This is a genomic window from Pseudacidobacterium ailaaui, assembly GCF_000688455.1.
In the GTDB taxonomy this organism is placed as follows: domain Bacteria; phylum Acidobacteriota; class Terriglobia; order Terriglobales; family Acidobacteriaceae; genus Pseudacidobacterium; species Pseudacidobacterium ailaaui.
The window spans coordinates 2,975,228-2,999,505 of the sequence record NZ_JIAL01000001.1 but is presented as its reverse complement, the minus strand read 5'-3'; the positions used below and the strand labels follow the sequence as shown (position 1 = coordinate 2,999,505).

Below are 24,278 nucleotides of genomic sequence, written 5' to 3'. Positions count from 1 at the left end.
AAATTGGCAGTCAGGTGCCGGAACAGGATCCACAAAGGCAGCCTGGAAAACCTTTCCGGTCGTGCTGCACACTGCCGGGAGCAGCCCTTTGCAATATACACGAAAATTTTGATAGGTGGAAACGATTCCATCATGTTCCGGGGGGAAATTCCCTCTCCGGAAACCCGCCTCTCCTTTTCGGCTTCCGTCAGAATGCTGCTGCGAGAATCAGGCAGCTGGCTCTGGCACCGGATTGCACCCACAGGAATGGCGAAGCACCAGCTTCGTTTCAAGCTTTACCTGGTCCTGACGCTTTTTTGCAGTTGGATGTTTGCCCTTCTTGGCAGGCAATAGCTGTTCAAACAGCATCTCGGCGGCAATGCGCCCCAGGTCTTCAATCGGCTGCTGGATGACACTGATCGAGGGCCGGAGCGTGGCGGCCAGCTCGAAATCGTCAAAGCCCAGCAGGGCCACGCTTTTAGGAATGGCTACTTTCAGCTTTTGCAGGGTCTCAAACGCGTAGATGGTTGTGCTGTTTTTCAGAGTAAAAATGGCCTCCGGCGGTTGTGCCGTAGCCAGGTGGCTTTCGATGGCATATTCTGCCGACTTGTAGTCCTTTACCGACATATCAATAATCGGCGTCAGGCCGTGCTCCTCAACCGCATGGCGATATCCGCGCAGGCGTTCCCGCAGCGTATAAAGGGTCGGCTCTCCGCCCAGGCACAGGATCCGCTTATAGCCATGGCTGATGAGGTGCTCGGTGGCAATGCGCGCGCCATTGTAGTTATCAGCCACCACGCTGGGAATCCCCGTTTTCGGCACAGGACGGTCAAAGGTGACCACCGGGGTCGAAATCCGCCCTAGATATTCAGCCAGAGCGTCACTCTGGTAGTTGGCCGGGGCCAGCAACAGGCCGTCGGTCCGGTGCCGCATCAGCACATTCAGGTTTTCCATTTCCACATGCGGATCATTGTTCGTGACCGTAACAATCAGCAACGAATCATGGACCCGGGCGATCTCCTGCGCCGCTTCAGCACAGCTTGAAAAAAAGGGGTCCGCAATACTCGGCACGACAAGCCCAATCGTTTTGGTGCGTTCGCCTTTCAGGATGCGCGCCGCCTGGTTGGGCATATATCCGAGCTGCTCAATCACTGCGCGGACACGTTTCAGCGTTCGGGGACTGACCCGGTGTCCGCCATTGATCACGCGCGAGACAGTGGTTGTGCCGACCCCGGCTTTGCGCGCCACATCGGCGAGCGTTGGATGCGAGCCTGGTTTTATCATCGTGCTTCTGCATCAGTATTCAGGCAGGCACGGTTGCTGTCAATTCTTTGGTATGGAATGAAGTGGCAGCGAGAATGGAAAATTCAGCGTACGCCCGCCCCTGCGGCCCATCAAGGGCCGCAAAAAGATGCCTTGATCACTCCGGTCGGGCGCGGACAGGCTATTTCTCTGCTTCTGCTTTGGCCACAGCGGCCTCGGCCGCCTGAAATCCGATCCTCGAATGGGTGCCATCGCAGAACGGCTTGTTGGTCGATCCGCCACAGCGGCAAAGGGAAAAGGCTGGTCTTCCCGAAAGGTCCCATTCTTTTCCATCTGCATCCATCAGCTTTACCGGGCCTTCCACTCGAAATGGCCCATTCGGACGGACAGTAATCTTGACTTCGTTTTCTGGCATAGAAACTCCTCTTGCGGGATAAGATTGCGAATTTGAGTATAGCCGGGGCGCACCTTTTCCTTTTTGCCAAAACTGTTTTTCTTTACACTCAGGAAAACAGAGGAAATCAAGTCAACGGTTTGTGTTGAAGATGCATCACATTTTCCGATTGACGCAGACGCGAAAAGCGTTTACTTGTCACTCATAGCTGTGGATTTCTATAATTCAGCACAATGCATGGACATGACCGGTTCTCTCGCAGGAAAGAATGATATGCTCCATGCAAGTGGAGCACCCTCCAATCCGCATCAGCAATATTTCAGGATTTTTCCTAGGAGCGTTGAATGAAGAAGGTCGTATTTGCTTCAGTCTTGGCCGTCACCGCCGGGGCAGCGCCGCTCGTCCCTGCAGCTCTGGCTCTCGATGATGGCCAGAGTCAGGGTGCGCAGCAGGGGCAAACCATCACCATCAAAGACCCGGCTGAGTACAATGCCTACACCAATGCGATGGGCCAGTCGTCTCCCGCAGCAAAGGCCGCAGCCATTGAGCAGTTTCTGCAACAGTATCCGAACAGCGTGGTTAAAGAAGAGATGCTGGAGCAGCTTATGGCCGCCTACCAGCAGACTGGCGACGCCAACAAAACCCTTGATGCGGCCAAGCGTCTGCTGGCAGTCAACCCCAATAACCTTCGTGCTCTGTTTTTTGTCGCCTATATCGAGAAGCAGACGGCCAACGGTGATCAGTCGAAGCTCGATGACGCGGCAGCCAAGGCCCAGGCTGGCCTGAATGCTCCCAAGCCGGCAAGCATGTCGGATGCGGATTATCAGAAGCTGAAGGCGACCACTACGCCGGTCTTTGAAGACATCATTGGCGCTGATGATGTGGCCAAAAAAGATTACAAAGGCGCCATCGATGCCTACACGGCCGAATTAAAGGCCATAAACCAGGCGGACACAGAAAAGCCCGGCCCCGGTCTGCTGGCTGTCTACAATCTGGGAAATGCCTACCTTCAGCAGGACCCGAAGGACCTGGTCAACGGCATCTGGTTCCTCACACGTGCCGCCCAGTTCGCCCAGCCGCCCTATAAAGACCAGATTGAAAAGGCTGCCGAATACTGGTATAAGAAATACCACTGCGCCCAGACCGACACGGCCTGCCAGACCAATCTGGATGGATATGCGCAGATCCAGCAGCTTGCCCGCACCAATCTCTTTCCGCCGGCTGATTATAAGCCTGTAGCAGCGCCTCCGCCGCCATCACCACAGGACCTGGCGCACCAGGCTGTTGTCAGCACACCTGACCTGAAGACGCTGGCCCTCGGCGACAAGGAGTTCATCCTGGCCAATGGCTCGCCGGAAGATTCAGGAAAGGTCTGGGACGTCTTGAAAGGCCAGACCGTGGAGGTCCCGGGCACGGTCATCTCTGCTACGGCCGATTCGGTCCAACTCGCAGTTTCCGATGATGCCAAGCAGTCACAAAAAGCGGACTTCACCATCAACATGAAGACGCCGCTCAAGGAAGTGCCGCAACCCAACACGCAGGTGACCTATATTGCCACCTTTGACTCCTACACGCAGAATCCGTTGATGATCACCATGAAGGATGGTGAGCTTCCGGCCCCTGCGAAAAAGACCCCCGCGCGGCGGGCCACGACCACCCACCGGACACGCCAGTAGTCCCCTGGGACTCAACAGAAAAGGCAGCTTCGGCTGCCTTTTCTGTTTTGGCATAATCGAAGAATGATATAGAGTAAAAGCGCATGAAGAAACGTCTGCGTCTGGTTCCCGTTGCACTTCTTTTTCTTTTTTCCTCTTCATGGATTTTCGCTCAGCAGGGTGCGCAGCAGCCTGAGTATTTTTCTCTTCAGCATCTCTCGCCAGAGCAAATGGATCCTGCGGACGCTGCATTGCTTAAGAAAGAGCAAAGAAGGGTCCAGGAAGCTGCCGAATTTTATGGCTTCGACTTCCAAATGGGACCATGGACGCAGGAACAGGCCGTGTGCCCTCTGATTCCGGACTACCTGCTGATGCACTACACACGCAAAGACGCCTCTGGAGCGGAATCTGTCTTCACCGCTCTGGTCCCCCGCCAGAAGGGCCGCGTCCGCATCGTTCCGGTCCTTGATCATGGCGTGACCCGCTTCAAGCCGGCCCCTCAGGACCCCAGAAACTTTCAGCTATTCAGTGAAGTGGTCCCCCACGAGGTCGCAAGGAAGAACAGCCATGAGGACGGACAATGGCTGCTGCTCTCCGTGTGCTATGCAGAAATGACGGGGAACAGCCTGCAGGTCCTCAAAAATCCCGGCGTCGATCTGCGTCTGATCTCCGCCATTCCTCCCACCCTGCGCGTCAGCGTAGGAGGAGACCAGCAACAGGTGCTTTTTACCGGACCGCTGTGGAACACGGGCTACTGGCTATGGAATATTACCTATAACAGCGACGGGCATATCATCGCGGCCAGCAGTGAGCAGCATTCTTACAGCGAACCTTCCATCCTGCATCCATCCGAGCCTCAGGGGCGTCCGATACCGAATCTTCCTGCTCCTCAGCCGAGGCCCATGCCGAAATAAGGCCATGCAATCTTTTGCCCTTTGAGGAGGGCCCACGCTGGTGCCATCTTTCCGCCTCAAGGGCGGCCCTGCATCAGCGGGTGTGCGGTCCCCATTTCAGAATCGGCAACACGCTGGCATAATCGTCCGTCCAGAGTCTTACGTTCTTTTGTATCTGTGCAGGGCGAGAGGCGCGCGCGACCTCGGGCTGGGCCAGAAAACGCTCATTGCGCGTGAGCAAGACCCATTCCGCAGCAAAGATTCCTGAAGATTCTTCTGCTGAGGAAAAGACGGTGACCGCGTGCAGCCTTGCCTGCTGCGCCTCGCGCGCCAGCACTGGCTCCAGATTCAGATACTGGCTCGATATGTGGAAGGCCAGAATGCCATCCGGCGTCAAATGCTTTTGATACAGGGATAGCGCTTGCGTGGTGAGAAGATGCACCGGCACCGCGTCCCCGGAGAAGGCGTCGAGCACCAGAACATCAAACGGGGCCCCGCGGTCCACGTTCAGAGAGTACCGCGCATCTCCAGGAACAACATCGACCCGGGCCGGGGTCTCGCGCAGATACGTGAACAGCTCGCGCGCCAGCCGCTCTACCAGTGGGTCAATTTCATAAAAACGGAATGAGTCCTCAGGCTGGCCATAGACCGCAAGCGTACCCGTTCCCAGGCCAACTACGCCCACCCGCTTCGGCCGTCCTGAGCAGCAGAAACGCAACGCCAGCCCGACCCCTGAGTCAGGGGCGTAATAAGAGGCGGGCTGCATACGCAGACCATTGCCAAACATCTGGGTCCCATGCTGGATGGTCCCATGATACAAAGTTCGCGTGATCTCGGCCCGGGGCGGCCAGTGGGTCTGGGTCACACGAAGAATTCCATAAAAGCTGCGCAGTTGCGCAATGGTGTCCTGCTGCCACACACGCGCCTGCACTGCACCCACCCATACCAGGGCCAGCACCGCTGCTGTCCAGAAAAGGCGCGCACCCAGGCCAAAATTCCAGGTAACCACCAGGGCAAGAGCGGAGGTCAGCGCCAGCCCAACCACCAGCTCATAGTTGGCGCGGAAGAAAACAGGTGCGGCCACTCCGGCAAACATGGCCCCGATGGCAGACCCCAGAGAGAGGGCCAGATAAAACCGGGTGGCCGTCTCGGCCGTCGGCCGCATCCTGTACAGCTCCCCATGTAGGAAAAAGCAGATGACAAACAAAGAAATGCAATAGAGCGGAACCAGTACCTGGACTGGCCATGTCGTCTTTGTTCCGTAGGCCACATATCCCAGGACCCCAAGCGTACAAGCCGTCAGTCGCAGCATCAACCACCGCGGGTAGGCGCGTGGTGAGTGGAAGGCCAGAATGAAAGTCAGCAGATACATCGACAGCGGCGGGATCCAAAGCAGCGGGATGGCAGCAATGTTCTGACTCAACTGGCTGGTGAAGGCGCATAGCAACAACGAAGAACAGCACGGCAGAGAGACCCACAGTAGCTTCCGTCGCAGAGGGATGCATTCTTTGTCCATCGGCCCGGTTGCACGGACCGGCAAGGTATGACGCACACTCCAGGCAATACCGCCACACAGTACGGCGAACAGGAAGAAACCCGCAGACCAGCAGCGGGTCTGAAGATGAAGACTCAGGTACGGCTCGATCAGCACAGGGTAGAGCACGAGTGCCAGCAATGCTCCCGCATTGGAATAAGCAAACATCCGGTACGGCATCTCACTGCGGAAACTGAGCACATGCCATGCCTGAAGCAGCGGAGTTGTGGCCGAGAGGGCAAAATAGGGCACTCCCACGATGAGTGCCAGCAGAACAAAGATCGTAAGAAACGGGTGCCATGTGGCCGCCCACGGGCTGGGATGGATTCGGATTCCCAGACCTGCCAGTGCAGACGCCAAGACAACCACATGCACCATTGCCTGTCTTTTGGGCGCGAGCCGCGTGGCCACCTGGTCCGCATAAAGGTAGCCAAGCAGAAGGACGGTTTGAAAAAACACCAGACAGGTTGTCCAGACCGCCGCCGATCCACCCAGCACCGGAAGAAGCTGCCTGGCCGCCATGGGCTGCACCACAAAAAGCAGAAATGCGCTCAGGAAAACCGCAACGGCATAGAGAAATGTGAGCAGGGCCATGAATGGGCGTCCAGCAACCGTGTACTCCGTCTGAAATCTGACAATGCTATTCAGACTACGACGGAGATGTGTTTCTGGTCTATGACTGCAAAGCCCGGTCAGCGTTTTTCTTTCTTCCCGCCCTTCCCTGCCTTTTTCGCAATCTGGCTCAGGGTGGTCTTGGCCAGCTCTTTTTCCAGTGCCTTGCGGACGCTCTTGAATTCCTGTTCGAGAAAAGAATTGATTTTCCCGTCTGGCGGAACATGGAAAAGCTCGCCGCCATCGAGGGCGCGCCAGGCATGGGCCAGTGTGATGTCCTTGGCTGACCGCGCAAGACGGGTGCCGCCGTTGGGCCCTTTGACGCTCTTTACCAGACCAGCCTCCTGCAATTGCAGAAATACGCGGCGGACAACGACGGGATTGGTATGGAGCTTGCGCGCTACGTCTTCTGAAGTTTGTAGTACATCCGGTTCGGCAGCGAGCAGAAGCAATGCGTGTACTCCGGTTGCGAATCGGGTATTGACGGCCATAGAGCCACGCTACCATAGCTCGTGTCGAATGCGTATTGCAAATTGACAGAAATCCTTCATGCGACAATGAGAGATTGCGCCGCATCCCCGCGCGGCATCAGAATTTTTTATGTTCTAGAAAGGTTGCTTTTTTGCGCATTCTTTTCGTAGGAGATGTTTTCGGCAGTGCCGGGCGCCGCATCGTGCGCGAGCACATCGGCCACATTATCGAAGAACGACACATTGATCTGGTCATCATGAACGGTGAAAACGCTGCCGGTGGCTTCGGACTGACCCCGGCCATCGCCGATGAGCTTTTTGACATGGGCGCCCACGTCATCACCACGGGAAACCATGTCTGGGACAAACGCGAAATCCTGGAGTATCTGCAATCCGTCCCTGCAGACAGCCACGAGCGACCTCGTCGTGTTCTCCGCCCGGCAAATTATGTGTCCGGCACCCCGGGACATGGTTTTTATCAGGGGCAGCTTCCCTCCGGTCAGCCCTATGCTGTGATGAATCTCCAGGGCCGCGTTTTTATGGGGCAAAGCGACGACCCCTTCCGCACGGCCGACGCCCTGCTGAAACACATCACTGCCCGGGTCATCTTTGTCGATTTCCATGCCGAAGCAACTTCTGAAAAAGCCGCCCTCGGCTGGTACCTCAATGGCCGGGTAACAGCAGTCATCGGCACCCATACCCATGTGCCGACCGCAGATGATCGCATCCTGCCAGGAGGCACAGCGTATCAGACGGATGCAGGAATGAGCGGTCCTTATGAAAGCGTCATTGGCGTAGAAAAAGACCTCGTCCTACAGCGCTTTCTTACTGGAATGCCAGGAAAGTTTGAGGCGGCGAAAGGCGACCCGCGCATGGCCGCCACAATCATTGAATGCGACGGAGAAACAGGCAGGGCAAAGGGGATCCAGAGGCTGCTGCTCGGCGAATAACAGCCTCTCGTCTGCGGGGTGGGTCCTGCAAAGGACCTGCGCGCGGCATGAGAGCAGCCCCATACTGATTCTTCCGTAACTTGACTCTGCATTGCCGCCCCCGCTACTCTCCCTGCTAATTCCACAAAAGCACAAGAGAGCAAAATAGAGATGACCACTGCTGCTTCCTATGAAGCCGTCGCGGGAGAACGCCTCGCCTGGCTCGCCCTTGCACTGACTCCGGGTCTTGGCCCCCGTCGTATCCGCGCTGCTGTCCGTCAGACTCAATCTGCTGAAGAAGTCCTTCGCCTACCTCTTACCGGACTGGAAGCGCTCAACTTCCCTGCCCAGTCCGTGCAGTTCATCGCAGATGGAGAGGCATTCCGCGCGGCCAGTCAGGAGTGGGAAGCCATGCAAAAGGCCGGCATCACATTTCTCACCTGCCAGGACCCGGAATACCCGCCGCGCTTACAACAGATCTTTGACCCGCCGGCTCTGCTCTGGGTCCGTGGCGACACATCCCTGCTTTCTAAACCTGCCATTGCCGTCGTTGGCACTCGTCATCCCACCCCCTACGGGACTGGCATGGCCGAAATGCTTTCCCGGGACCTGGCCGCTCGTGGAATGGTCATTCTTAGCGGAATGGCGCGCGGTGTAGACACTGCCGCCCACAAAGGCGCCCTGGCCGCCAACGGTAAAACCATAGCCGTCTGGGGAACGGGCCTTGACATCATTTATCCCAAGGAAAACAAGTCTCTCGCTGAGCAGATCATCGCCACCGGCGGAGCCATCGTCTCTGAGTTTCCCATGGGAACCTTTCCTGCTCCGCAAAACTTTCCAAAGCGCAATCGCATCCTTAGCGGAATGAGTATCGGCGTACTGGTCGTCGAAGCGGGCGAGCATAGCGGAACACGTGTGACCGCCCGTTGTGCTCTTGAACAGGACCGTGACGTCTTTGCCGTTCCCGGCAACGTGACCACCAGAAACGCCTGGGGCCCTAACACGTTGATAAAACAGGGAGCTAAACTTGTCGCCACCTGGGAGGACGTCTGGGAAGAGCTGCCTACACAGGTTCGTCTGGAAATCGAATCCACCTGGGAGCTTGCATCAAAACCGCAACCTGGTGCATCGTTATTTCAGGAAGCTCCCTTGCCGCCCGCTGAGTCCCGTCTGATGAGTGTGCTTCGGCATGACGAAGCATTGCAACTGGACGAGATCATGGAGAAGCTGGAGCCAGAGCTGAGTTCGTCAGAAGTGTTTACCGCGCTTTTTGAATTGGAGCTCGCAGGACGCATCAAACAACTTCCGGGCAAAAATTACGTCAAAAGTTTTTGATTCCCGCGTGAGTATGAGCATTTGTCATGCATCGTTCACGAATGTTTTGCGTCTCTAAGATGTCTGGCTCTGGATTCTGTGCGGCCAACCGTGATAGCTTCCAGAAGCATTGGGTCTGTAGGTACCGGCCCTTAAAGGAAAACGATGAGTAAATCACTTGTGATCGTCGAGTCTCCCGCAAAAGCCAAGACGATCAACAAATATCTGGGCAAAGACTACACGGTCGAGGCATCCCTCGGTCACATCAAGGATTTGCCCAAAAACGAAATTGGCGTTGAATTAAAACACCGCACCTTTGAGCCGGAACTGGTCATTATCCCCGGCAAGGAAAAGGTCGTGGACCGCCTGAAAAAGCTGGCCGCTAAATCAGAAGCGGTCTACCTTGCGCCTGACCCCGACCGCGAAGGCGAGGCCATTGCCGCGCACCTGGCGGAAGAACTGAGCAAGGTCGTCAAAAAGAACGCCATCCATCGCGTCACCTTCAACGAGATCACACCCAAGGCCGTGCGCGATGCCTTTCAGCACGCGCGCAAAATTGATTCCCATCTGGTGGACGCGCAGACCACGCGCCGCGTCCTGGACCGGCTGGTAGGCTATCAGGTTTCTCCCCTGCTGTGGGACAAGGTCCGCCGCGGCCTTTCTGCTGGCCGCGTGCAGACAGTGGCCGTCCGCCTCATCGTCGAGCGCGAGCGTGAGATCAAAGCTTTCAAACCAGTGGAATACTGGACGATTGACGCCGAGCTGGAAGCACACAAATCGGCCCCTTTCACCGCACGCTTTGTCGGTATCGACGGCCAGCGCGCCCGCGTGGAAACAGTGGACGCACCTGCGCTCCCCAATCAGCAGCTGACTGATGAGGTCATCGCGCAATTGAAAGGTGCCTCATGGTCGGTCCGCTCCGTGGAGCGCAAAGAGCGCAGGCGCAATTCTGCCGCGCCCTTCACCACCAGCAAGCTCCAGCAGGATGCGGCCCGCCAGTTGGGCTTCAACGTAAAGCGCACGATGGGCGTAGCACAACGCCTCTATGAAGGCGTCGACATCGGCAATGAGACCGTCGGTCTGATTACTTACATGCGTACGGACTCTACCCGTGTCGCACCTGAAGCCATCACCGCCGTGCGCAACTGGATCAAGTCCAACCTTGGCGATGCTTATCTGCCAGCATCTGCAAATACGTTTAAGTCCAAAAAGGACGCACAGGATGCACACGAGGCCATTCGTCCGACCAATGTGGACCTGCACCCGGACGAGATCCGCAAGTATCTGAGTGAAGAACAGTACAAACTGTATAAGCTCATCTGGCGGCGCTTTGTGGCCTCGCAGATGACTCCGGCCGTCTTTGATCAGACCACAGTGGACATCGTCGCCCGCGCTGACCGCAGCTATGACTTCCGTGTTACCGGATCGGTGCTCCGCTTTGACGGCTACCTCAAGGTCTACGAAGAGGCCAGGGACACAAAGGATGAGGAAGATGAAGCACTCGCCAACAAGCTTCCTGCACTCCGTGAAGGCCAGTCCCTCTCACTCCGCGGACTGAAGCCCGAGCAGCATTTCACCGAACCGCCTCCGCGCTATAACGAAGCGTCGCTGGTCAAGGAGCTCGAAGAACGCGGCATTGGCCGTCCCTCCACTTATGCCTCCATCATCAACACGATCCAGGACCGTGAGTACGTGCAGAAGATTGGCGGCCGGTCCGGCCGTTTTGTCCCCACGGAAATTGGTACCGTGGTCAACGACCTGCTGGTAAAAAATTTCCCCTATATCTTCGACACCCAATATACGGCAAAACTTGAAGAAGAACTGGATGACATCGAAGACGGTCGGGAAAAGTGGACCGACCTCCTTAAAGGCTTCTATGGCCACTTTGAGGGAGAGCTGAAAGACGCCAGTAAGCACATGGAGAACATCAAGCGGATGGAGAAGCCGACAGATGAGAAGTGTCCTCAGTGTGGCTCTCCGCTGGTGCTGAAATGGGGCAAATTTGGCTCTTTTTATGCTTGCAGTTCCTACGACAAGAAAAAGAAGGGCAGCTGCGACTACACCCGGGAGAACTTCGAAGCCAAGCCTCATCTTCAGACCGAGGGCCAGGAAGAGCAAGAAGAGGAATATTGCGAAAACTGTGGCCGTGTCATGGTCCTGCGCAACGGCCCCTGGGGGCCATTCATGGCCTGCCCCGGCTATAACGAGGACCCACCGTGCAAGACCGTTCGCCGCTTGAACCAAAAGCAGCAACAGAAGCCACCAGAACCGATCGATGAAAGCTGCCCAAAGTGTGGCAAGCAGTTGGTGAAACGCATGGGCCAGTACGGCGAGTTCATCTCTTGCTCTGGCTACCCGAAATGCAAATACATCAAACAGAACACCATCGGCGTGAAATGCCCGAAGTGCCATGAAGGCGAGATCGTCGAGAAAAAGGCGCGTCGCGGGAACATCTTTTATGGATGCGAGAACTACCCGAAGTGCGACTTCACAGCAAACTATAAACCCGTGGACCAGAAGTGCCCGGAATGCGGTTCCTCCTATCTGCTGGAGAAGACCTTAAAGTCGGGCATCTACCTTGTCTGCCCCAACCGCAAGGCTGCATCTGACGAGGAAGAAGGCACCAGGAAACGTAGACGGAAAGGGGAGGAAGAACCAACGGTGGCCTGCAACTATTCAAAGCGAATCGCAGATGCTCCGGAAGCAGACCGTCCCAAGGCCGAAACCCATGCTCCTCTGGTCGAGCAACCGGCCTGATCTGGGGCGCGCAGGATGGTGACACGGACAGCTTGTTCTCCCGTTATGCCAGGAAACGGCGCAGCTCTTTGTTGAAATAGAGAAAGAGAAGCTGTGAAAGATGGCCGCTTGGACGACGGGGCTCGAACCCGCGACCTCTGCCGTGACAGAAGTCGCAGGTTACTGAATTCGTGATCTTCATGTGCCACCCGACCCGAAGTGTGCCTGCAGCCTTGATGATCAGAGCACGCAGTCCGGCTGGCTCAAGGGGTTGCGAGTTAGTAAGAGTATGCGTATTATCTATCTGCGGTTCGGCTGCAATGCAAGGTGCATCATCCATTTCACATACGCATTTGCGTGTAATGAGGCGGTGAGGAAAGATGGTGGAGGCCATCCAATTTCAGCAGGTCGTACCAATCCTGCGCATTTTTGACGTTCAGAAAGCCGACGAATTCTACCTCGGTTTCCTGGGCTTCGCCGTCGACTGGGACCACCGCTACGACGAGAACGCTCCGCTGTACCGGCAGATTTCTCGGAACGGGCTTGTCCTGCATCTGAGCGAACATCATGGTGATGGCTCGCCTGGCGCACGGCTTCGAGTGATGATGCGCGGCGTTCGCGAGTTTCATTGCGAGATCAGCGAGAAAGGGTATCGCTACATGCGTCCAGGCTTGGACACCACCGAATGGGGCACGCTCGAGACTGTGGCGATAGATCCTTTTGGAAACATGCTCAGCTTCTGTGAACGAATCGAAACGGAAGCAAAGTCATCTGCTTCGTGAACGCAGGAAGCGCCGGGTCGTACACTGCTGAAGCAGCAGCGATTCTATCACGCGGCCGGGCAGCCAAATTAGCATTTTTGGCTATTGCATGCCTCTGACTTGTTCGAAAGGAAGCCATAAAAGCTGCCTCCCGGCAGCCAATTCAGCCTGCCCGAAGCTTGAGAAGACTCCTCACCAAAGAAAGCCTTCTCCGCGCCGCACACACAATGAAGCCGACTCTGACTGCACTCCTGTTCGCGGGTGCCAGCAGTGCCGTCGCCCATGCTCAGAGAATGATGGATTTCTCCGGGGCAACCACCCTGATCGACACGTTTAAGACGTTCGCCATGTATGCCGGAGAAGTCATCCGCCTCGGTGGCCTGATTTTTGCCGGAATTCGCATGATGACCGGGAGGTTTTAGGATGCCATTCCCGGCCTGTTCGGCGCGCTGTCCGGCGCCGGAGTTCTGGGTTGGGATCAGGTTGGATTGCTCGCTCACCGGACAACAGATGGGACGGTGAGCAACCATGACTAGGCGACGAGAACCGTTACCGATCAATCAGGCGCTTAACAGGCCACAGCTATAGGTAAATATTAAAAACGTTATTGCGTTTATTTACATTTATTTAGAGTCTATAGTTCTCATCCCATGGGAACTGCCCAGAGAACGCTTCTTCTCCTGTGCTTCTCCTTCTGTATGAGTACGTTGCCACAGAACAGCACTTGTGGATCCGAAGTCCATCACTCAGCACGCGATAATTTCTTAGATAAATCGCTTTACTGTAAATATTTCCTTGGTTTAGTATTCGTTTTGCTCGAAGAAGGTAGCCAGCAAATTCACTTTAATTGGGGAGTTACTGGGTGAGATCGATTGCAATCGGAGTGGTATTCGCACTGAGCTTCTGCTTTGCGCAGGATTCGAGTGACTTCAAACCCGCAAGTTCCAATGTTCTCGATGCACAGTATCCAAAAGTTGACAGCAATTCACGTGTCCTAGTTCGCATCATGGCACCAAATGCAAGCACGGTAAAACTTAATTTCTGGAGCGGCCCAAAGATGGACATGGTCAAGCAGGCGGATGGGTCTTGGACCGCAACGACTCCTCCCATGGCCCCGGGGCTCCATTACTACACCATCAATGTGGATGGGGCCGAGGTCAGCGATCCGGGCAGCACGGCCTACTTTGGCGGAGGTAAGTGGGCGAGCGCTGTCGAAGTGCCTGAGGCAGGAGCGGATTATTACCTGCCGCAGAATGTTCCTCATGGACAAGTGCGCGAAATTTGGTATCACTCCAGTGTGACAGGTAGTTGGCGCCATGCGCTTGTCTATCTGCACCCGGGTTATGACGCATCAAAGACGCGCTATCCAGTGCTCTATTTGCAACACGGCGGGGGTGAAGATGAAACAGGGTGGATCCGCCAGGGCAAAGCAAACTTTATCCTCGATAATCTAATTGCCAGCGGAAGCACGAAACCGATGATCGTGGTAATGGCGAACGGCTATGCCAGTCGCGCTGGTTATGTGGTTCCTGACCTGAGTGGAAAACCGTTCGGCTCTCCAGGGTTTCTAGAGGTGATGCAGGAGCGGATGGGTGCGTTTGAAGATGACATGACACAAGTGTTAATACCCTTTATTGACAAGACATTTCGCACCATAGCTGATCGGGACCATCGGGCCATGGCGGGCCTTTCGATGGGCGGCATGCAAACGTTTCAGGTTACGTTCAACCATCTTGATCTGTTCTCATACATCGGCGGCTTTAGCGGCGCGATGAATGTGTTTGCAAGAGGAAACAACAGCCTAGACCTAAACACTGCGTTTCACGGCGCAATGGCAGATCCATATGCGTTCGCAAAGCGCGTGCATCTGCTTTGGATCGGCGTGGGTACTGATGAACCGACGCGCATGAAAGAAGGGATCGAGGACCTACACGCATCTCTTGAGAAAGCTGGGATCCAGCATGTGTTTTATGAATCATCCGGTACCAGCCACGAGTGGCAGACATGGCGCCGGGATCTGAGAGAGTTCGCTCCGCGGCTGTTTCAGCCAGTCGGGCAACCATCATCCGTGGGCCATGGAAAGTAAAAGCCTCTCTCTAGCAATCGGAAACGGGATTTCCATCCATGCTTAACACGATCAAGTTTTGTCTTCTTTTTATCCTGATCTCTGGCCCTGGCCTGTTCGGTGCTGATTTCACCATGAGGGTGAACGACAAGAATTACCTGGACGCTCAGGGCTTCAGCGTATTTCTGTACGACAGTACATATCACCCAGTTTTCGTAGACCAGAAGAATGCGGCCTTAGAGATGATCCTTCACGACCAGCGCATCGCCACCAATGGCGATGTGCGACTGGTGCCGACCCCCGAGCAGTGGGACCTGGTAGCGACCCTTAAAAGAAGACATGCCGATAAGGCCAATAACCGCCTTACGGCAGATCTCGCGTTTCCGAGCTTTGATTTCAGCTATACATTGGAAGTCGCGGCGGAGCCAGGTGGTGTGAGGGTCAGTGTGAATCTGGACAAGCCGCTGCCGCAGAAGTTGGTTGGAAGAGCAGGTTTTAACCTGGAGTTCCTGCCTTCGATCTATATGGGAAAAGCCTACCTGGTGGACGGAACCAAGGCCGGCATCTTCCCTCGCACACCGAATGATCCCATGGTCAAGGTTTTGCCGCTGCCCGACGAGCCGAAAAAGGCATACTATCTGGAGGACTGGGACAGAGCAAAAGGATATATGCAGCCGCTGCCCTTTGCTGAAGGCACGAGCATTACCCTGGGAGTTGACGACGCGCTGGCCCGAGTCAAGGTTACGTCAGACACCACCGACCTTATGTTGTTTGACGGTCGTGACAGGGCGCAGAACGGTTGGTTTGTTTTGCGCTCGTTGATTCCTTCTGGCAAGACCGCAGGGGCCATCGTCTGGCATGTCCGACCGGACGTGATTCCGAACTGGACAAGGCCGCCGATGATTGCGCACAGCCAGGTTGGTTATGCACCAGATTTTTCCAAAGTTGCGGTGCTTGAGCTCGATCCGAAGTACAAGGGTCCAAAGACAGCCAAAGTTCTGCGCCTGACGGAAAACGGATCTTACAAGCAGGTTTTTGAGGGGCCGATTACGCCCGCAATGCCTTGGTTGCGCTATGTTTACTCAAAATTTGATTTCACCTCGGTCCGGGAGCCGGGTCTGTATGTCATCGAATATGCAGACCAGCGTACGGCACCCTTTCCAATTGCGAAGGATGTTTATGCGAACATCTGGCAGGACAGCCTGGACCATCACCTCGCCGAGCAGATGGACCACGTCTCGGTGCGCGAGGGTTACCATATGTGGCACGGCGCTTCGCATCTGGACGATGGGCGCATGGCGCCAGTGGTCGGCGAACAATTCGACGGATGGTATCAAGACAAGGCAACGGACGGGAAGTATAAGGGCGGCGACCACATCCCAGGAATGAACGTAGGCGGCTGGTACGATGCAGGCGACTTTGATTTGGAGGAACCTGCGCAGCTCAGCGTGATTCAGTCCTTAGCGCTGGCCTATCGTGAATTCCATCTCAAATATGACGAACTGACGGTGAACGAAGCTGCGCGAGAAGTTGAGATGCACCGCCCGGACGGTGTCCCCGATACGGTTGAACAAGTCAAGCACGGTGCGCTGTATATTCTGGCGCAGTTCCACAATATCGGCCACGCCATTCGCGGCACTCACGAACCAGATCTGCGCCAGTATACGCAGATTGGCGACGGAGCATCGAAGACCGATAACCGCATCTATGATCCAAAGCTCGGGCCAAATGAAGTCAAAGGCGACTTCTCCGGAAAGCCGGACGACCGCTGGATTTTCACGACGAACAATCCATTTTTCCAATGGAATGCTATTGCGGCTCTGGCCGCAGCCGCCGACGTGCTGAAAGGCTGGGACGACGCACTCGCTAAAGACTGCCTCGATACCGCGATCAAAGCGTGGAACGAGGAGAAGGCCCACCCTACGCAGTACCCGGCGCGTCTTACCGGGAGTGGAGTTCTTGCGGCGTCTCAGGGCGCGGTGTCTCATCCAGGACAGAGGAGCTCGGGCGCTTCGACAACTTCCGGCATGACAAGCGCACCGGCAACACCTCCCGCCGGTTTCGGCCCTCCCGGAGTCAATGTTGGACTTGATTGGGCGGCGGCCCTGGAATTAACTATAACCACCCATGGCGCTGAGCCCTATAAGTCCCGCGTGAGGGAGCTCTTTCCTCAGATGATCATGCCACAGCAGATGGACATGTATGGCTGGACCGCGGTCCGTGCGTTGCCTTATCTGGACACCAGCGCAAAAGAACAAATGCGGGAAGCAGTGAAGAACTATATGGCGAGTCTGGATAAGCAGCTGGATGCCACACCGTTCGGAGTGCCTCCCAGTCTGGGCACATGGGGCGGCTCAGGTGCCGTGGTAAACATGGCTATCCGGATGTACTTTCTGCACAAGGCATTTCCCGACCTTGTGGGCCCTGAATACACACTTCGAGCTATTAACTACATTCTTGGTACACATCCGGTGTCCAGCACTTCGTACGTAGCCGGTGTGGGCACGGTCTCAAAGATCAAGACCTACAGCAATAACCGAGCCGATAACTCCTACATTCCGGGCGCCGTGATTCCGGGATACATCATCATCAAGCCGGATTTTCCCGAGTGCATTGACGACTTCGGATTTCTCTGGTTCGAGGATGAAGCTGTGGTGGCCGAATCGGCAAGCTGGGTTATTGCCGGCAATGCTGCCGATGCGATCACGAAAGAAGCGAAGTAGTGCCAATGTACTGGTCCACAAAGGCCAGTGGCGCATTGCGGCCCACTTGGCCAGGACATCAGGCTGAGCAATACCATCTTTCACTGGCAGGTCCAGATACAGAGGACGTTCAGACGGGTTCTATATTCTTTCAAATGCATCCAAGACTCGCTGCCTGGGTATGGTTTAGATGAAGAAGATAAATAAATCCTTCGGGTCCTTCCACATCGTTCAAAACATCTCGTACATCAGATCCCTGCGGCAGAAGGGGATTCAGGACTTTGATAAGCTCACATTCGTCTGCAAACTGTCGTTCCGCAGCTCTGACTATCTGAGTTGGTCGCGTTGACCAACGTCGCGTCCGTACAATGTAGCTGCGGGTGCCGGTTCGCTCATCATAGGTACTCATTATATGGATAAGGTAACGTCGTTTTTGACTCGATACCTTCATCTATGTACTCCGCAATGTCGTGCAATTTTCTTCTTCTCAAAGCGCATGGTAAGAATGCGTAATAAAACTAACCGGTTATACCGCTGTACGATAATGCAAGGAAGATTAGCGGCAAGGCCGTAGGTCCCCATCACGAGGCATGCCCAAGTGGGATTCCAGGGAAAGAAGAGCGGGAAACAACATAACATACACCAGTGTGCGATCTCTGAGCGCCGGGTTTCAGTCACAAATCTGGCTAAATATCCCGTATGATGCGAGATAAGCTTTCGCTTTGGAAATCCCCCAAACCATGAAGACCCGTCAGGAAGTAGATGTTTCCACCGACGGATTGCTAAGCGGCCTGCGTAGAATTCACCGTTGTCTTCCCAGGCGCGACTAGCAGTGAGCCAACAATCCCGAGCAAATAACCGGTCTGGGAAATGTGTCACTGCGAATCCGATGGTTAACTGGAGTATTGGCCACCCTAGAATGTTTGCGGTATAGCCAATCAGCTTCATACTTGACGCCCTTTCCAAAGTGTTTTTCGACCAGTTGCCTGATTAATCATGGACATCCCGAACACGATGCAGTAATAAGCCAGAGGTATGGGATAGAGAAGACAAGTCAACAAATGATATTTACCCAGTTGCCGGGCAACCAGGTATAGTTGCAATGCCAAAACCAAGTAAACAACAACCAGTGACATGAGCTCTTGGCTTGAGTGGCCTATCACAAGAAGCGGGCAGAACCATAATGCTGAAATCCAATAGACCGACAAAAAAACAACTAGCTTGCTTGAATCTTTGGCCCCTTGAAGAAAAGCTTTCGACCAACTTCTTGTCATCTGTTGAAAACCTTTAGAAAACATCCTCATTTGAATCGTTCCTTGACCGACAAGAGGCACAATGTTTGCCTGCCTGCGGTGAAGCAAATGGGCAAGCCGAAGATTTTCAAGAACAAAACCTTTGACAGATTGATGCCCGCCAACCTCAAAGTACAGTTGTTTTGGAATCAGAAGGGATTGGCCAAATAGTCTCGGAGAAGAAAATACTCCGAAACTTCCGGCTCCCGCCGCCATGAGTAGATTGAAAATGATCGATAATTGCTCGTAAACAGCCGACACATTGTGGTAAGGCAGGATTGAAAGGACTGTCTTTGGATTAAACTGCAAACTCCATGTTGTAATGACTCGTTCAAGACCACCGGGAAGAAATGAGACATCGGCATCAAGAAACAAGAGCAGATCAGTTTTCGATTGTTTTGCACCTTGGTAACAGGCCCATGTCTTGCCCGTCCACCCATGCGGCAGAGCGTTGGAAGGTAGGACTCGCGCCCCAAAGCTTTTTGCGATGGCGGCAGTATTGTCTGTTGAAGCATCATCAATTACGAGAGTCTCCACAGGCTGCAGTCTTGATTGGGCAATGGAACCCAGCAGGATTGGCAGATTTGTGGCTTCATTGCGTGCTGGAATAATGATGGAAAATTCTGGAAAATCACAGTGAGCGACAGGGCCGCATTTTGGGACATGACGAAGCAGCAGGGCTCCGGCAAGAATGCCTGCTGCGCTAATTGCCGTCCAGATCATGACGCCAACCCATCTTCTTTTGCGATTGCATCTGCTACATGCTGTCCACTTAAAACAACCATGGGCATTCCACCCCCCGGATTTACGCTTCCACCAACAAAGTAGAGATTTTTGTATCTAGAACTTTTGCGAGGGGCTTTAAAGGCGAAGTTTTTTCGTCGGTCACATACAACTCCATATATGGATCCGCAATTCGATAAGTAGCGACGCTCGATATCCAACGGAGTCCAGAAGTCTTCTACGATGATGTGTTTGCGTAAATCCTTCAACCCCATACGTTCGAGCTTGTCCAGGCATATGTTTTTGAGCGCTGCATAATCTGAACTCGAATATGGCCGGCGCTCATCAAGATGAGGAATATGTGGCAGAATTTTCAAATTGTCACATCCTGCCGGCGCCTGTGATGGATCTGTGCGGGTAGGGGCCACAAGATAAATTGTTGGGTCATCCGGTAACTGTTTTTTCCTGAATACACGATGAAAATGTGCATGTTGATCCCGAGAGAAGAAAAAATTATGGTGCGCCAATTGTGGGTAAATGCGATCAAGTCCAAGATGCAGTACGATTCCAGAACAGGCAGGTTCAAAGCGCTGTAGCCGTTTCATCACATGAGATGGAACTTTAAGAAGTCGCCTCATTGCAGGTATGACTTCCATATTGGAGATGACATAATCTGCGGTCAGCGTATGTAAGTCACCAGATGGATCGCGATATTGAATTCCAACTGCGACACTCTTTTTCGTCTGGATCTGTTCCACTGTGTGCTCCAGACATACAGTGACTCCCAATTCCTTCATCCGGCAGTTCAGGGCATGCGCCAGCTGATAAAGACCACCCGAGATATACCACAGTCCAAATTCAAGTTGTATGTTGGGCATCAAATTCATGAACCCTGGTGAATCCAGCGCACTCGAACCAACATATTTAATAAAGTATTCGAATATGTCCCGCAGATATGCGTTACTCAGTCTTTGATAAATACTCCCCGACATGGTCCTGGAATAATCCAGATCTCTTGCATCCCGCAGACCGTAAAATTGAAGGAATTGCCAGAAATTATCCAACCCCTTCCGAAAATAGCCTCGCTCAAGAATGCGATATTGCTGACGAGAATATTTCAGAAACTCACAGTACTCCTCCCATGTGTGTGGTCCAAAGCGACTTAGCTCAGATTGCATCCTTTCAGGTTTTTCCCACAAGTTGAGTACAGTGCCATCTTCAAAAAAATTGCGCCATTGAGGATCAACGCGTTTTAGGTCTAGATAATCTTCCATACGTCGATTGCCATGATCAAAAAGTGGCCGAAACATCTGGGGCAAAGTAAAAATGGAAGGGCCGAGATCAAAACTAAATCCTTGGGTTTTAAGCAGGTTAAGTTTTCCGCCAACATGACCGTTTTTTTCAAAGACAGTAACCTGATAACCTCTCTGCGCAAGCATAATGGCTGCTGATACTCCACCCAGCCCAGCGCCGATGACAATGATCTCTTTTTTCATGGACGCACCAATCGAATCACTATGGTCATTCGCTGTTTCGTGACGAGAAATGAACAATCGTCAAATTTGGGAGGACCAAAATGAGTAGAAGGATTCTTCGAAACACCAACTGGCTCTTTGGGTATTCCAATCCAGTTGCGATCGAGCCTATGATTCCCGTTCAAATCTTCATACAAGGCGATCGCGTAGGTGCCTGGAGACAGAGCCAGGGTAAAATTCATTTGTGTAGTTCCTCGCGGAATTGAATAGAAACCGTGCTGGACTGCCCGGTTCCGATCGTCAGGAAATCCGTTGTGTGACGCAAATACGAGATATCCAAGATTCCCTTGTGCTTCAGATGTGAGTTGAGCAATAACGGTCAACTGTGTCTTTGAAAACTCTTGTGCCGTTAGGAATGGATGCAAAACTATCATAAGCAGACACGCTACAAACATCTGTGAAGTGTTACGAAGAAAACCAGCGATGTCATGGCGTATTCGCATGAGAAATGAAAGTTGACGCATAGTGTGTGCGCGGTATGGAAACCAATTCCTTTCACGTGTGCGGTGGGTGTATGTTTTCATGATGCTTTTGCAACGCGAAAAAGTAAGAAGCCCTTCAGGACCGCGATATCGCCCGTATCCGCTCAGGCCGTTACCACCAAAAGGCATGTACGGATTCGCTATGGCCCGCACAACATCATTGATCATGCAGCTTCCTGCACTCATTTGAGTAGCGACTCTATCAGCCCGAGCGCGATCTTTGGTCCAGATACTGCTGCTTAAAGCAAACGGATTAGAATTGGCTAGCTGTATGGCCTCATCTTCACTCGTAAAGGAGCCAACGCACAGCACAGGGCCAAAAGACTCTTCGGTAAGCAAGGTCGATGCAGAAGAAACATTTGCAAGGACGACTGGTTGATCAAGTGCCTCAACGAGATCCTGCGGCCAAATAAGTTGAGCACCGCGACTCAGCGCATCCTCGACCTGTAATCGAAGGTGCTTTCTGTCAATCTCAGGCATGGGTAGAAAATCACACTCGTTCCCAGTACAGCCAATACGCAAATCTTTGATCCGGTCTCGGATCCTGATAAGGAAATCCGCGTAGATTGAAGCCTCCACATAAACCCGCTTTACAGCTACACAAAGCCTGCCGGTATTCGTGAATGCCCCATATGTTATGCCCTCTATTGCACGCTGAATGTCACAGTCAGCGAAAACAATGCTTGCGTCTTTTCCTCCTAATTCGAATACCCCAGGAATTAAGTGCTTGGCTGCTTGTTGGGCCACCGTTCGGCCGTTGCAGCTGCTTCCAGTAAAGAAGATAAAATCGGGTTTTCCCTCCACGAAAGCGGAGGCTTCTTCTGGCTTTACGCTACATATCTGAACAAGTCCCGATGGCAGTCCAACCTTAACAAAAAGCTGTGAAAGCAAGGCTGATGTCCGCGGAGTCCGGTCAGACAGCTTTAAAATCACCGCGTTTCCTGTCGCCAGAGCAGTGACAGCTGGTACGAGCGAAAGCTGGAGAGGATAGTTGGATGGCGCAAAAATTAGTACGACCCCATAAGGCTCATAACGTAGTTCAAACTGCGTACCGGAGAAAAAGAACCGTGGCTTTGATAGAGCACGTGGTCTTAGAATTCGGGGTGCGTTGCGTTCCACAAAGCGCAAATACTCAAGGGTGACAAATATATCTCCGGCAAGTGCATCCAGGGGATGCTTGTTACATTCTTCAGCAATGAGATGAGAAATCACGTCGCATTCTTTTGCGAGAATATGCCGAAGCTTCGTGAGATAACTACAGCGCACTGGAACCGGTAATCCGGCCCATTCAGGCTGATTGGCGCGAGCCTCAATAGTCATGGTGTGTGCGGTTGTTGTCTTCATACAAGCGCCATTTGAAAGTGTGTCGCCTTTGGGTATGCGACCCCACTATCACGACAGATCAAATTGGACGAAATCCTTGCAGATTCAAAGATAGTTGGCAGCCCGCTACCAGGATGTGTTCCGCCGCCGACCAGATAACAGTTCTCGAATAATTGAAATCGATTGTGAGGACGAAAATAGAGCATCTGGCTCCAACTGTGCGCCATGTTGAATGTAGCGCCAAGAAAAACTGAATACTGCTTCTCCCAATCTTCCGGTGTAATGATCAGTTCAGTTTGAATGTGTCGCTCGATGTCTCCGAATGAAGTACGTTCACGCAGGATTCGAAGTATGCTTGAACGACACTTCTGTTTGTGGCGGGACCAATCAATATTGCTGGTGTTATTCGCTACCGGGGCCAGAATGTATAGAGCACTGTGACCAGGTGGTGCTACGGAAGGATCAGTTACAACCGAGTTCCGAACATATACGGACATATCTTCAAAGTCTTCTCTTCCTCGTGCGATCGCTTCCAAGTTCTGTCTGTAATTGTTCGCAAAAATGATGCTGTGATGTGGTGCTGTATAAGAACGATCCAGACCCAGATACATCATGAATGTTGAGCAGGAAAAGCGTCGGCGACGCAGAGCTTGGGGGCTATAACGGCCTAACAGTGATGCGTCAAAAAGTGTGCTCATGGCATGACCAAAATCAGCATTGATGACAACGTAATCACTTTCAACTTTTTCGCCATCTTCCAGTTCGACGCCGCGGGCCCGCCGTCCGTCAAGCAGAATTCGCTTTACAGGTGTCCCGGTGTAGATGTCAGAGCCTTCTTCTCTAATTACTCGGGCGAAAGCATCTGCTATGCGGCAAAGACCACCCATGACGTGATAGACACCATGAGCGTGCTCCGTGTACGGAATCATCGTGAATAATCCGGGACATTCCCAGGGAGACATGCCCAGATACTTTGACTGAAAAGTAAATGCCAAGCGCAATTGCTCTGAAGTGAAATAGTTTGCCAATACATCATGGAGAGATCTGCCCGCAGCTATATATGGAGTGGCAGCAATTAGAGTGGGACTGATAAGGCTAGTCCATGTACCGTAGGGCTTCTGAAGGCAAGGATATAACTTCGCGAAGCGTCGACCCTCTTTCGTCAAAAAGTTGTCAAAGTGTTGGCCTTCACCCGGAAAATGCTTTTCAATCTCTTTCTTCATCGCTTCCGGGTGAGAACGAGCAAGAAGTGTTTTGTCAGGAAAGTTCAGCGCATACATTGGATCCAGCCGCCTGAACTCGAGATATTGCTGTGATGTGCGCCCGCCCTCTATAAAAAGCTCGTCCAGGAGAAACTTCATCATAAGAAATGTGGGGCCGAGGTCGAAGCGATATGGTCCCAGGCGAACCTCAGCGCTGCGGCCACCGATCACAGTCTGTTTTTCAAAAAGCTGAACGTTAAAACCACGCTGCGCCAAGAGCATGGCTGCCGCAAGACCGCCAGGGCCGCCTCCGACAATAACAACCCGCCGCTTTGAAGTAGATGCCATACTTATAAGCTAGGCGTACCTACTGGAAATTGATCTGATTCAAAGAGTGAAAAGTAGGATTTGTTG

18 protein-coding genes are annotated in these 24,278 nt (G+C 53.4%); 8 read left to right on the top strand and 10 right to left on the bottom strand.

Annotation, left to right across the window (positions count from 1 at the left end; all coding sequences use genetic code 11):
• Window positions 1-207: 207 nt before the first annotated feature.
• A complete protein-coding gene (locus N655_RS0113435; protein WP_026443399.1) occupies window positions 208-1,263 on the bottom strand; it encodes a LacI family DNA-binding transcriptional regulator in 1,056 nt (351 codons plus the stop codon).
• Window positions 1,264-1,423: 160 nt separating this feature from the next.
• Complete coding sequence (locus tag N655_RS0113430; protein ID WP_026443398.1) at window positions 1,424-1,657, bottom strand: CDGSH iron-sulfur domain-containing protein; 234 nt, start codon at window positions 1,655-1,657, stop codon at window positions 1,424-1,426.
• A 323-nt stretch (window positions 1,658-1,980) separates the two neighbouring features.
• Between N655_RS0113430 and N655_RS0113425 the strand changes: the two genes are divergently transcribed.
• Entirely contained in the window at window positions 1,981-3,312 is a 1,332-nt protein-coding gene (locus N655_RS0113425; RefSeq protein ID WP_026443397.1) for a tetratricopeptide repeat protein, read from the top strand.
• Window positions 3,313-3,395: 83 nt separating this feature from the next.
• Window positions 3,396-4,205, top strand: a complete 810-nt coding sequence (locus tag N655_RS0113420; protein ID WP_026443396.1) for a hypothetical protein — start codon at window positions 3,396-3,398, stop codon at window positions 4,203-4,205.
• Window positions 4,206-4,278: 73 nt separating this feature from the next.
• Here N655_RS0113420 and N655_RS0113415 read toward each other — a convergent pair whose 3' ends face one another.
• Window positions 4,279-6,312, bottom strand: coding sequence for a fused MFS/spermidine synthase (locus N655_RS0113415; protein WP_026443395.1), 2,034 nt, complete (start codon window positions 6,310-6,312; stop codon window positions 4,279-4,281).
• 98 nt (window positions 6,313-6,410) lie between these two features.
• The gene (locus N655_RS19020; RefSeq protein WP_044934698.1) at window positions 6,411-6,821 is read right to left on the bottom strand and encodes an Rrf2 family transcriptional regulator; all 411 of its coding nucleotides are present in this window, start codon (window positions 6,819-6,821) and stop codon (window positions 6,411-6,413) included.
• Window positions 6,822-6,952: 131 nt separating this feature from the next.
• On the opposite strand from N655_RS19020, the gene N655_RS0113405 reads away from it, so the two are divergent.
• The 4 genes from N655_RS0113405 (at window position 6,953) to N655_RS0113385 (ending at window position 12,561) form a co-directional block, all read left to right on the top strand.
• A complete protein-coding gene (locus N655_RS0113405; protein ID WP_026443394.1) occupies window positions 6,953-7,750 on the top strand; it encodes a TIGR00282 family metallophosphoesterase in 798 nt (265 codons plus the stop codon).
• Window positions 7,751-7,900: 150 nt separating this feature from the next.
• On the top strand, window positions 7,901-9,064 hold the full coding sequence (gene dprA / locus N655_RS0113400; RefSeq protein WP_026443393.1) for a DNA-processing protein DprA: 1,164 nt from the start codon (window positions 7,901-7,903) through the stop codon (window positions 9,062-9,064).
• 144 nt (window positions 9,065-9,208) lie between these two features.
• Window positions 9,209-11,800, top strand: a complete 2,592-nt coding sequence (gene topA / locus N655_RS0113395) for a type I DNA topoisomerase (RefSeq protein ID WP_026443392.1) — start codon at window positions 9,209-9,211, stop codon at window positions 11,798-11,800.
• A gap of 359 nt (window positions 11,801-12,159) precedes the next feature.
• Entirely contained in the window at window positions 12,160-12,561 is a 402-nt protein-coding gene (locus N655_RS0113385; protein WP_044934696.1) for a glyoxalase superfamily protein, read from the top strand.
• Window positions 12,562-12,629: 68 nt separating this feature from the next.
• Here N655_RS0113385 and N655_RS21120 read toward each other — a convergent pair whose 3' ends face one another.
• Window positions 12,630-13,040, bottom strand: a complete 411-nt coding sequence (locus N655_RS21120) for a hypothetical protein (protein ID WP_155987601.1) — start codon at window positions 13,038-13,040, stop codon at window positions 12,630-12,632.
• 362 nt (window positions 13,041-13,402) lie between these two features.
• Between N655_RS21120 and N655_RS0113375 the strand changes: the two genes are divergently transcribed.
• Together N655_RS0113375 and N655_RS0113370 are read left to right on the top strand one after the other, a co-directional pair.
• Window positions 13,403-14,626 carry an alpha/beta hydrolase-fold protein gene (locus N655_RS0113375; RefSeq protein ID WP_026443389.1) on the top strand — a complete coding sequence of 408 codons (1,224 nt, stop codon included), beginning with the start codon at window positions 13,403-13,405 and terminating at the stop codon, window positions 14,624-14,626.
• Between the two features lie 38 nt (window positions 14,627-14,664).
• Window positions 14,665-17,328 (top strand): glycoside hydrolase family 9 protein, encoded by a 2,664-nt coding sequence (locus N655_RS0113370; protein WP_026443388.1) that lies wholly within the window; start codon window positions 14,665-14,667, stop codon window positions 17,326-17,328.
• 426 nt (window positions 17,329-17,754) lie between these two features.
• On the opposite strand, the gene N655_RS21220 is transcribed toward N655_RS0113370, so the two are convergent.
• The 5 genes from N655_RS21220 to N655_RS19005 are packed head-to-tail and all read right to left on the bottom strand — an operon-like array spanning window position 17,755 to window position 24,212.
• On the bottom strand, window positions 17,755-18,255 hold the full coding sequence (locus N655_RS21220; RefSeq protein ID WP_432757647.1) for a glycosyl-4,4'-diaponeurosporenoate acyltransferase CrtO family protein: 501 nt from the start codon (window positions 18,253-18,255) through the stop codon (window positions 17,755-17,757).
• Complete coding sequence (locus N655_RS0113365; RefSeq protein ID WP_026443387.1) at window positions 18,252-19,322, bottom strand: glycosyltransferase family 2 protein; 1,071 nt, start codon at window positions 19,320-19,322, stop codon at window positions 18,252-18,254. The genes N655_RS21220 and N655_RS0113365 overlap by 4 nt, the downstream gene beginning before the upstream one ends.
• On the bottom strand, window positions 19,319-20,818 hold the full coding sequence (locus N655_RS0113360; RefSeq protein WP_026443386.1) for a phytoene desaturase family protein: 1,500 nt from the start codon (window positions 20,816-20,818) through the stop codon (window positions 19,319-19,321). Before N655_RS0113360 ends, N655_RS0113365 begins: the two co-directional genes overlap by 4 nt.
• Window positions 20,815-22,683, bottom strand: coding sequence for an aldehyde dehydrogenase family protein (locus N655_RS19985; RefSeq protein WP_081823723.1), 1,869 nt, complete (start codon window positions 22,681-22,683; stop codon window positions 20,815-20,817). The genes N655_RS0113360 and N655_RS19985 overlap by 4 nt, the downstream gene beginning before the upstream one ends.
• A complete protein-coding gene (locus tag N655_RS19005; RefSeq protein WP_044934694.1) occupies window positions 22,680-24,212 on the bottom strand; it encodes a phytoene desaturase family protein in 1,533 nt (510 codons plus the stop codon). The genes N655_RS19985 and N655_RS19005 overlap by 4 nt, the downstream gene beginning before the upstream one ends.
• Window positions 24,213-24,278: the final 66 nt, after the last annotated feature.

Coding starts and splice junctions, on each gene's coding strand:
- N655_RS19020 (WP_044934698.1), bottom strand. CDS start 6,821: ATGGCCGTCAATACCCGATTCGCAACCGGAGTACACGCATTGCTTCTG.
- N655_RS0113430 (WP_026443398.1), bottom strand. CDS start 1,657: ATGCCAGAAAACGAAGTCAAGATTACTGTCCGTCCGAATGGGCCATTT.
- N655_RS21220 (WP_432757647.1), bottom strand. CDS start 18,255: ATGAAGCTGATTGGCTATACCGCAAACATTCTAGGGTGGCCAATACTC.
- N655_RS19985 (WP_081823723.1), bottom strand. CDS start 22,683: ATGAAGACAACAACCGCACACACCATGACTATTGAGGCTCGCGCCAAT.
- N655_RS0113425 (WP_026443397.1), top strand. CDS start 1,981: ATGAAGAAGGTCGTATTTGCTTCAGTCTTGGCCGTCACCGCCGGGGCA.
- N655_RS0113365 (WP_026443387.1), bottom strand. CDS start 19,322: ATGATCTGGACGGCAATTAGCGCAGCAGGCATTCTTGCCGGAGCCCTG.
- N655_RS0113360 (WP_026443386.1), bottom strand. CDS start 20,818: ATGAAAAAAGAGATCATTGTCATCGGCGCTGGGCTGGGTGGAGTATCA.
- N655_RS19005 (WP_044934694.1), bottom strand. CDS start 24,212: ATGGCATCTACTTCAAAGCGGCGGGTTGTTATTGTCGGAGGCGGCCCT.
- dprA (WP_026443393.1), top strand. CDS start 7,901: ATGACCACTGCTGCTTCCTATGAAGCCGTCGCGGGAGAACGCCTCGCC.
- N655_RS0113435 (WP_026443399.1), bottom strand. CDS start 1,263: ATGATAAAACCAGGCTCGCATCCAACGCTCGCCGATGTGGCGCGCAAA.
- N655_RS0113415 (WP_026443395.1), bottom strand. CDS start 6,312: ATGGCCCTGCTCACATTTCTCTATGCCGTTGCGGTTTTCCTGAGCGCA.
- N655_RS0113370 (WP_026443388.1), top strand. CDS start 14,665: ATGCTTAACACGATCAAGTTTTGTCTTCTTTTTATCCTGATCTCTGGC.
- topA (WP_026443392.1), top strand. CDS start 9,209: ATGAGTAAATCACTTGTGATCGTCGAGTCTCCCGCAAAAGCCAAGACG.
- N655_RS0113385 (WP_044934696.1), top strand. CDS start 12,160: ATGGTGGAGGCCATCCAATTTCAGCAGGTCGTACCAATCCTGCGCATT.
- N655_RS0113420 (WP_026443396.1), top strand. CDS start 3,396: ATGAAGAAACGTCTGCGTCTGGTTCCCGTTGCACTTCTTTTTCTTTTT.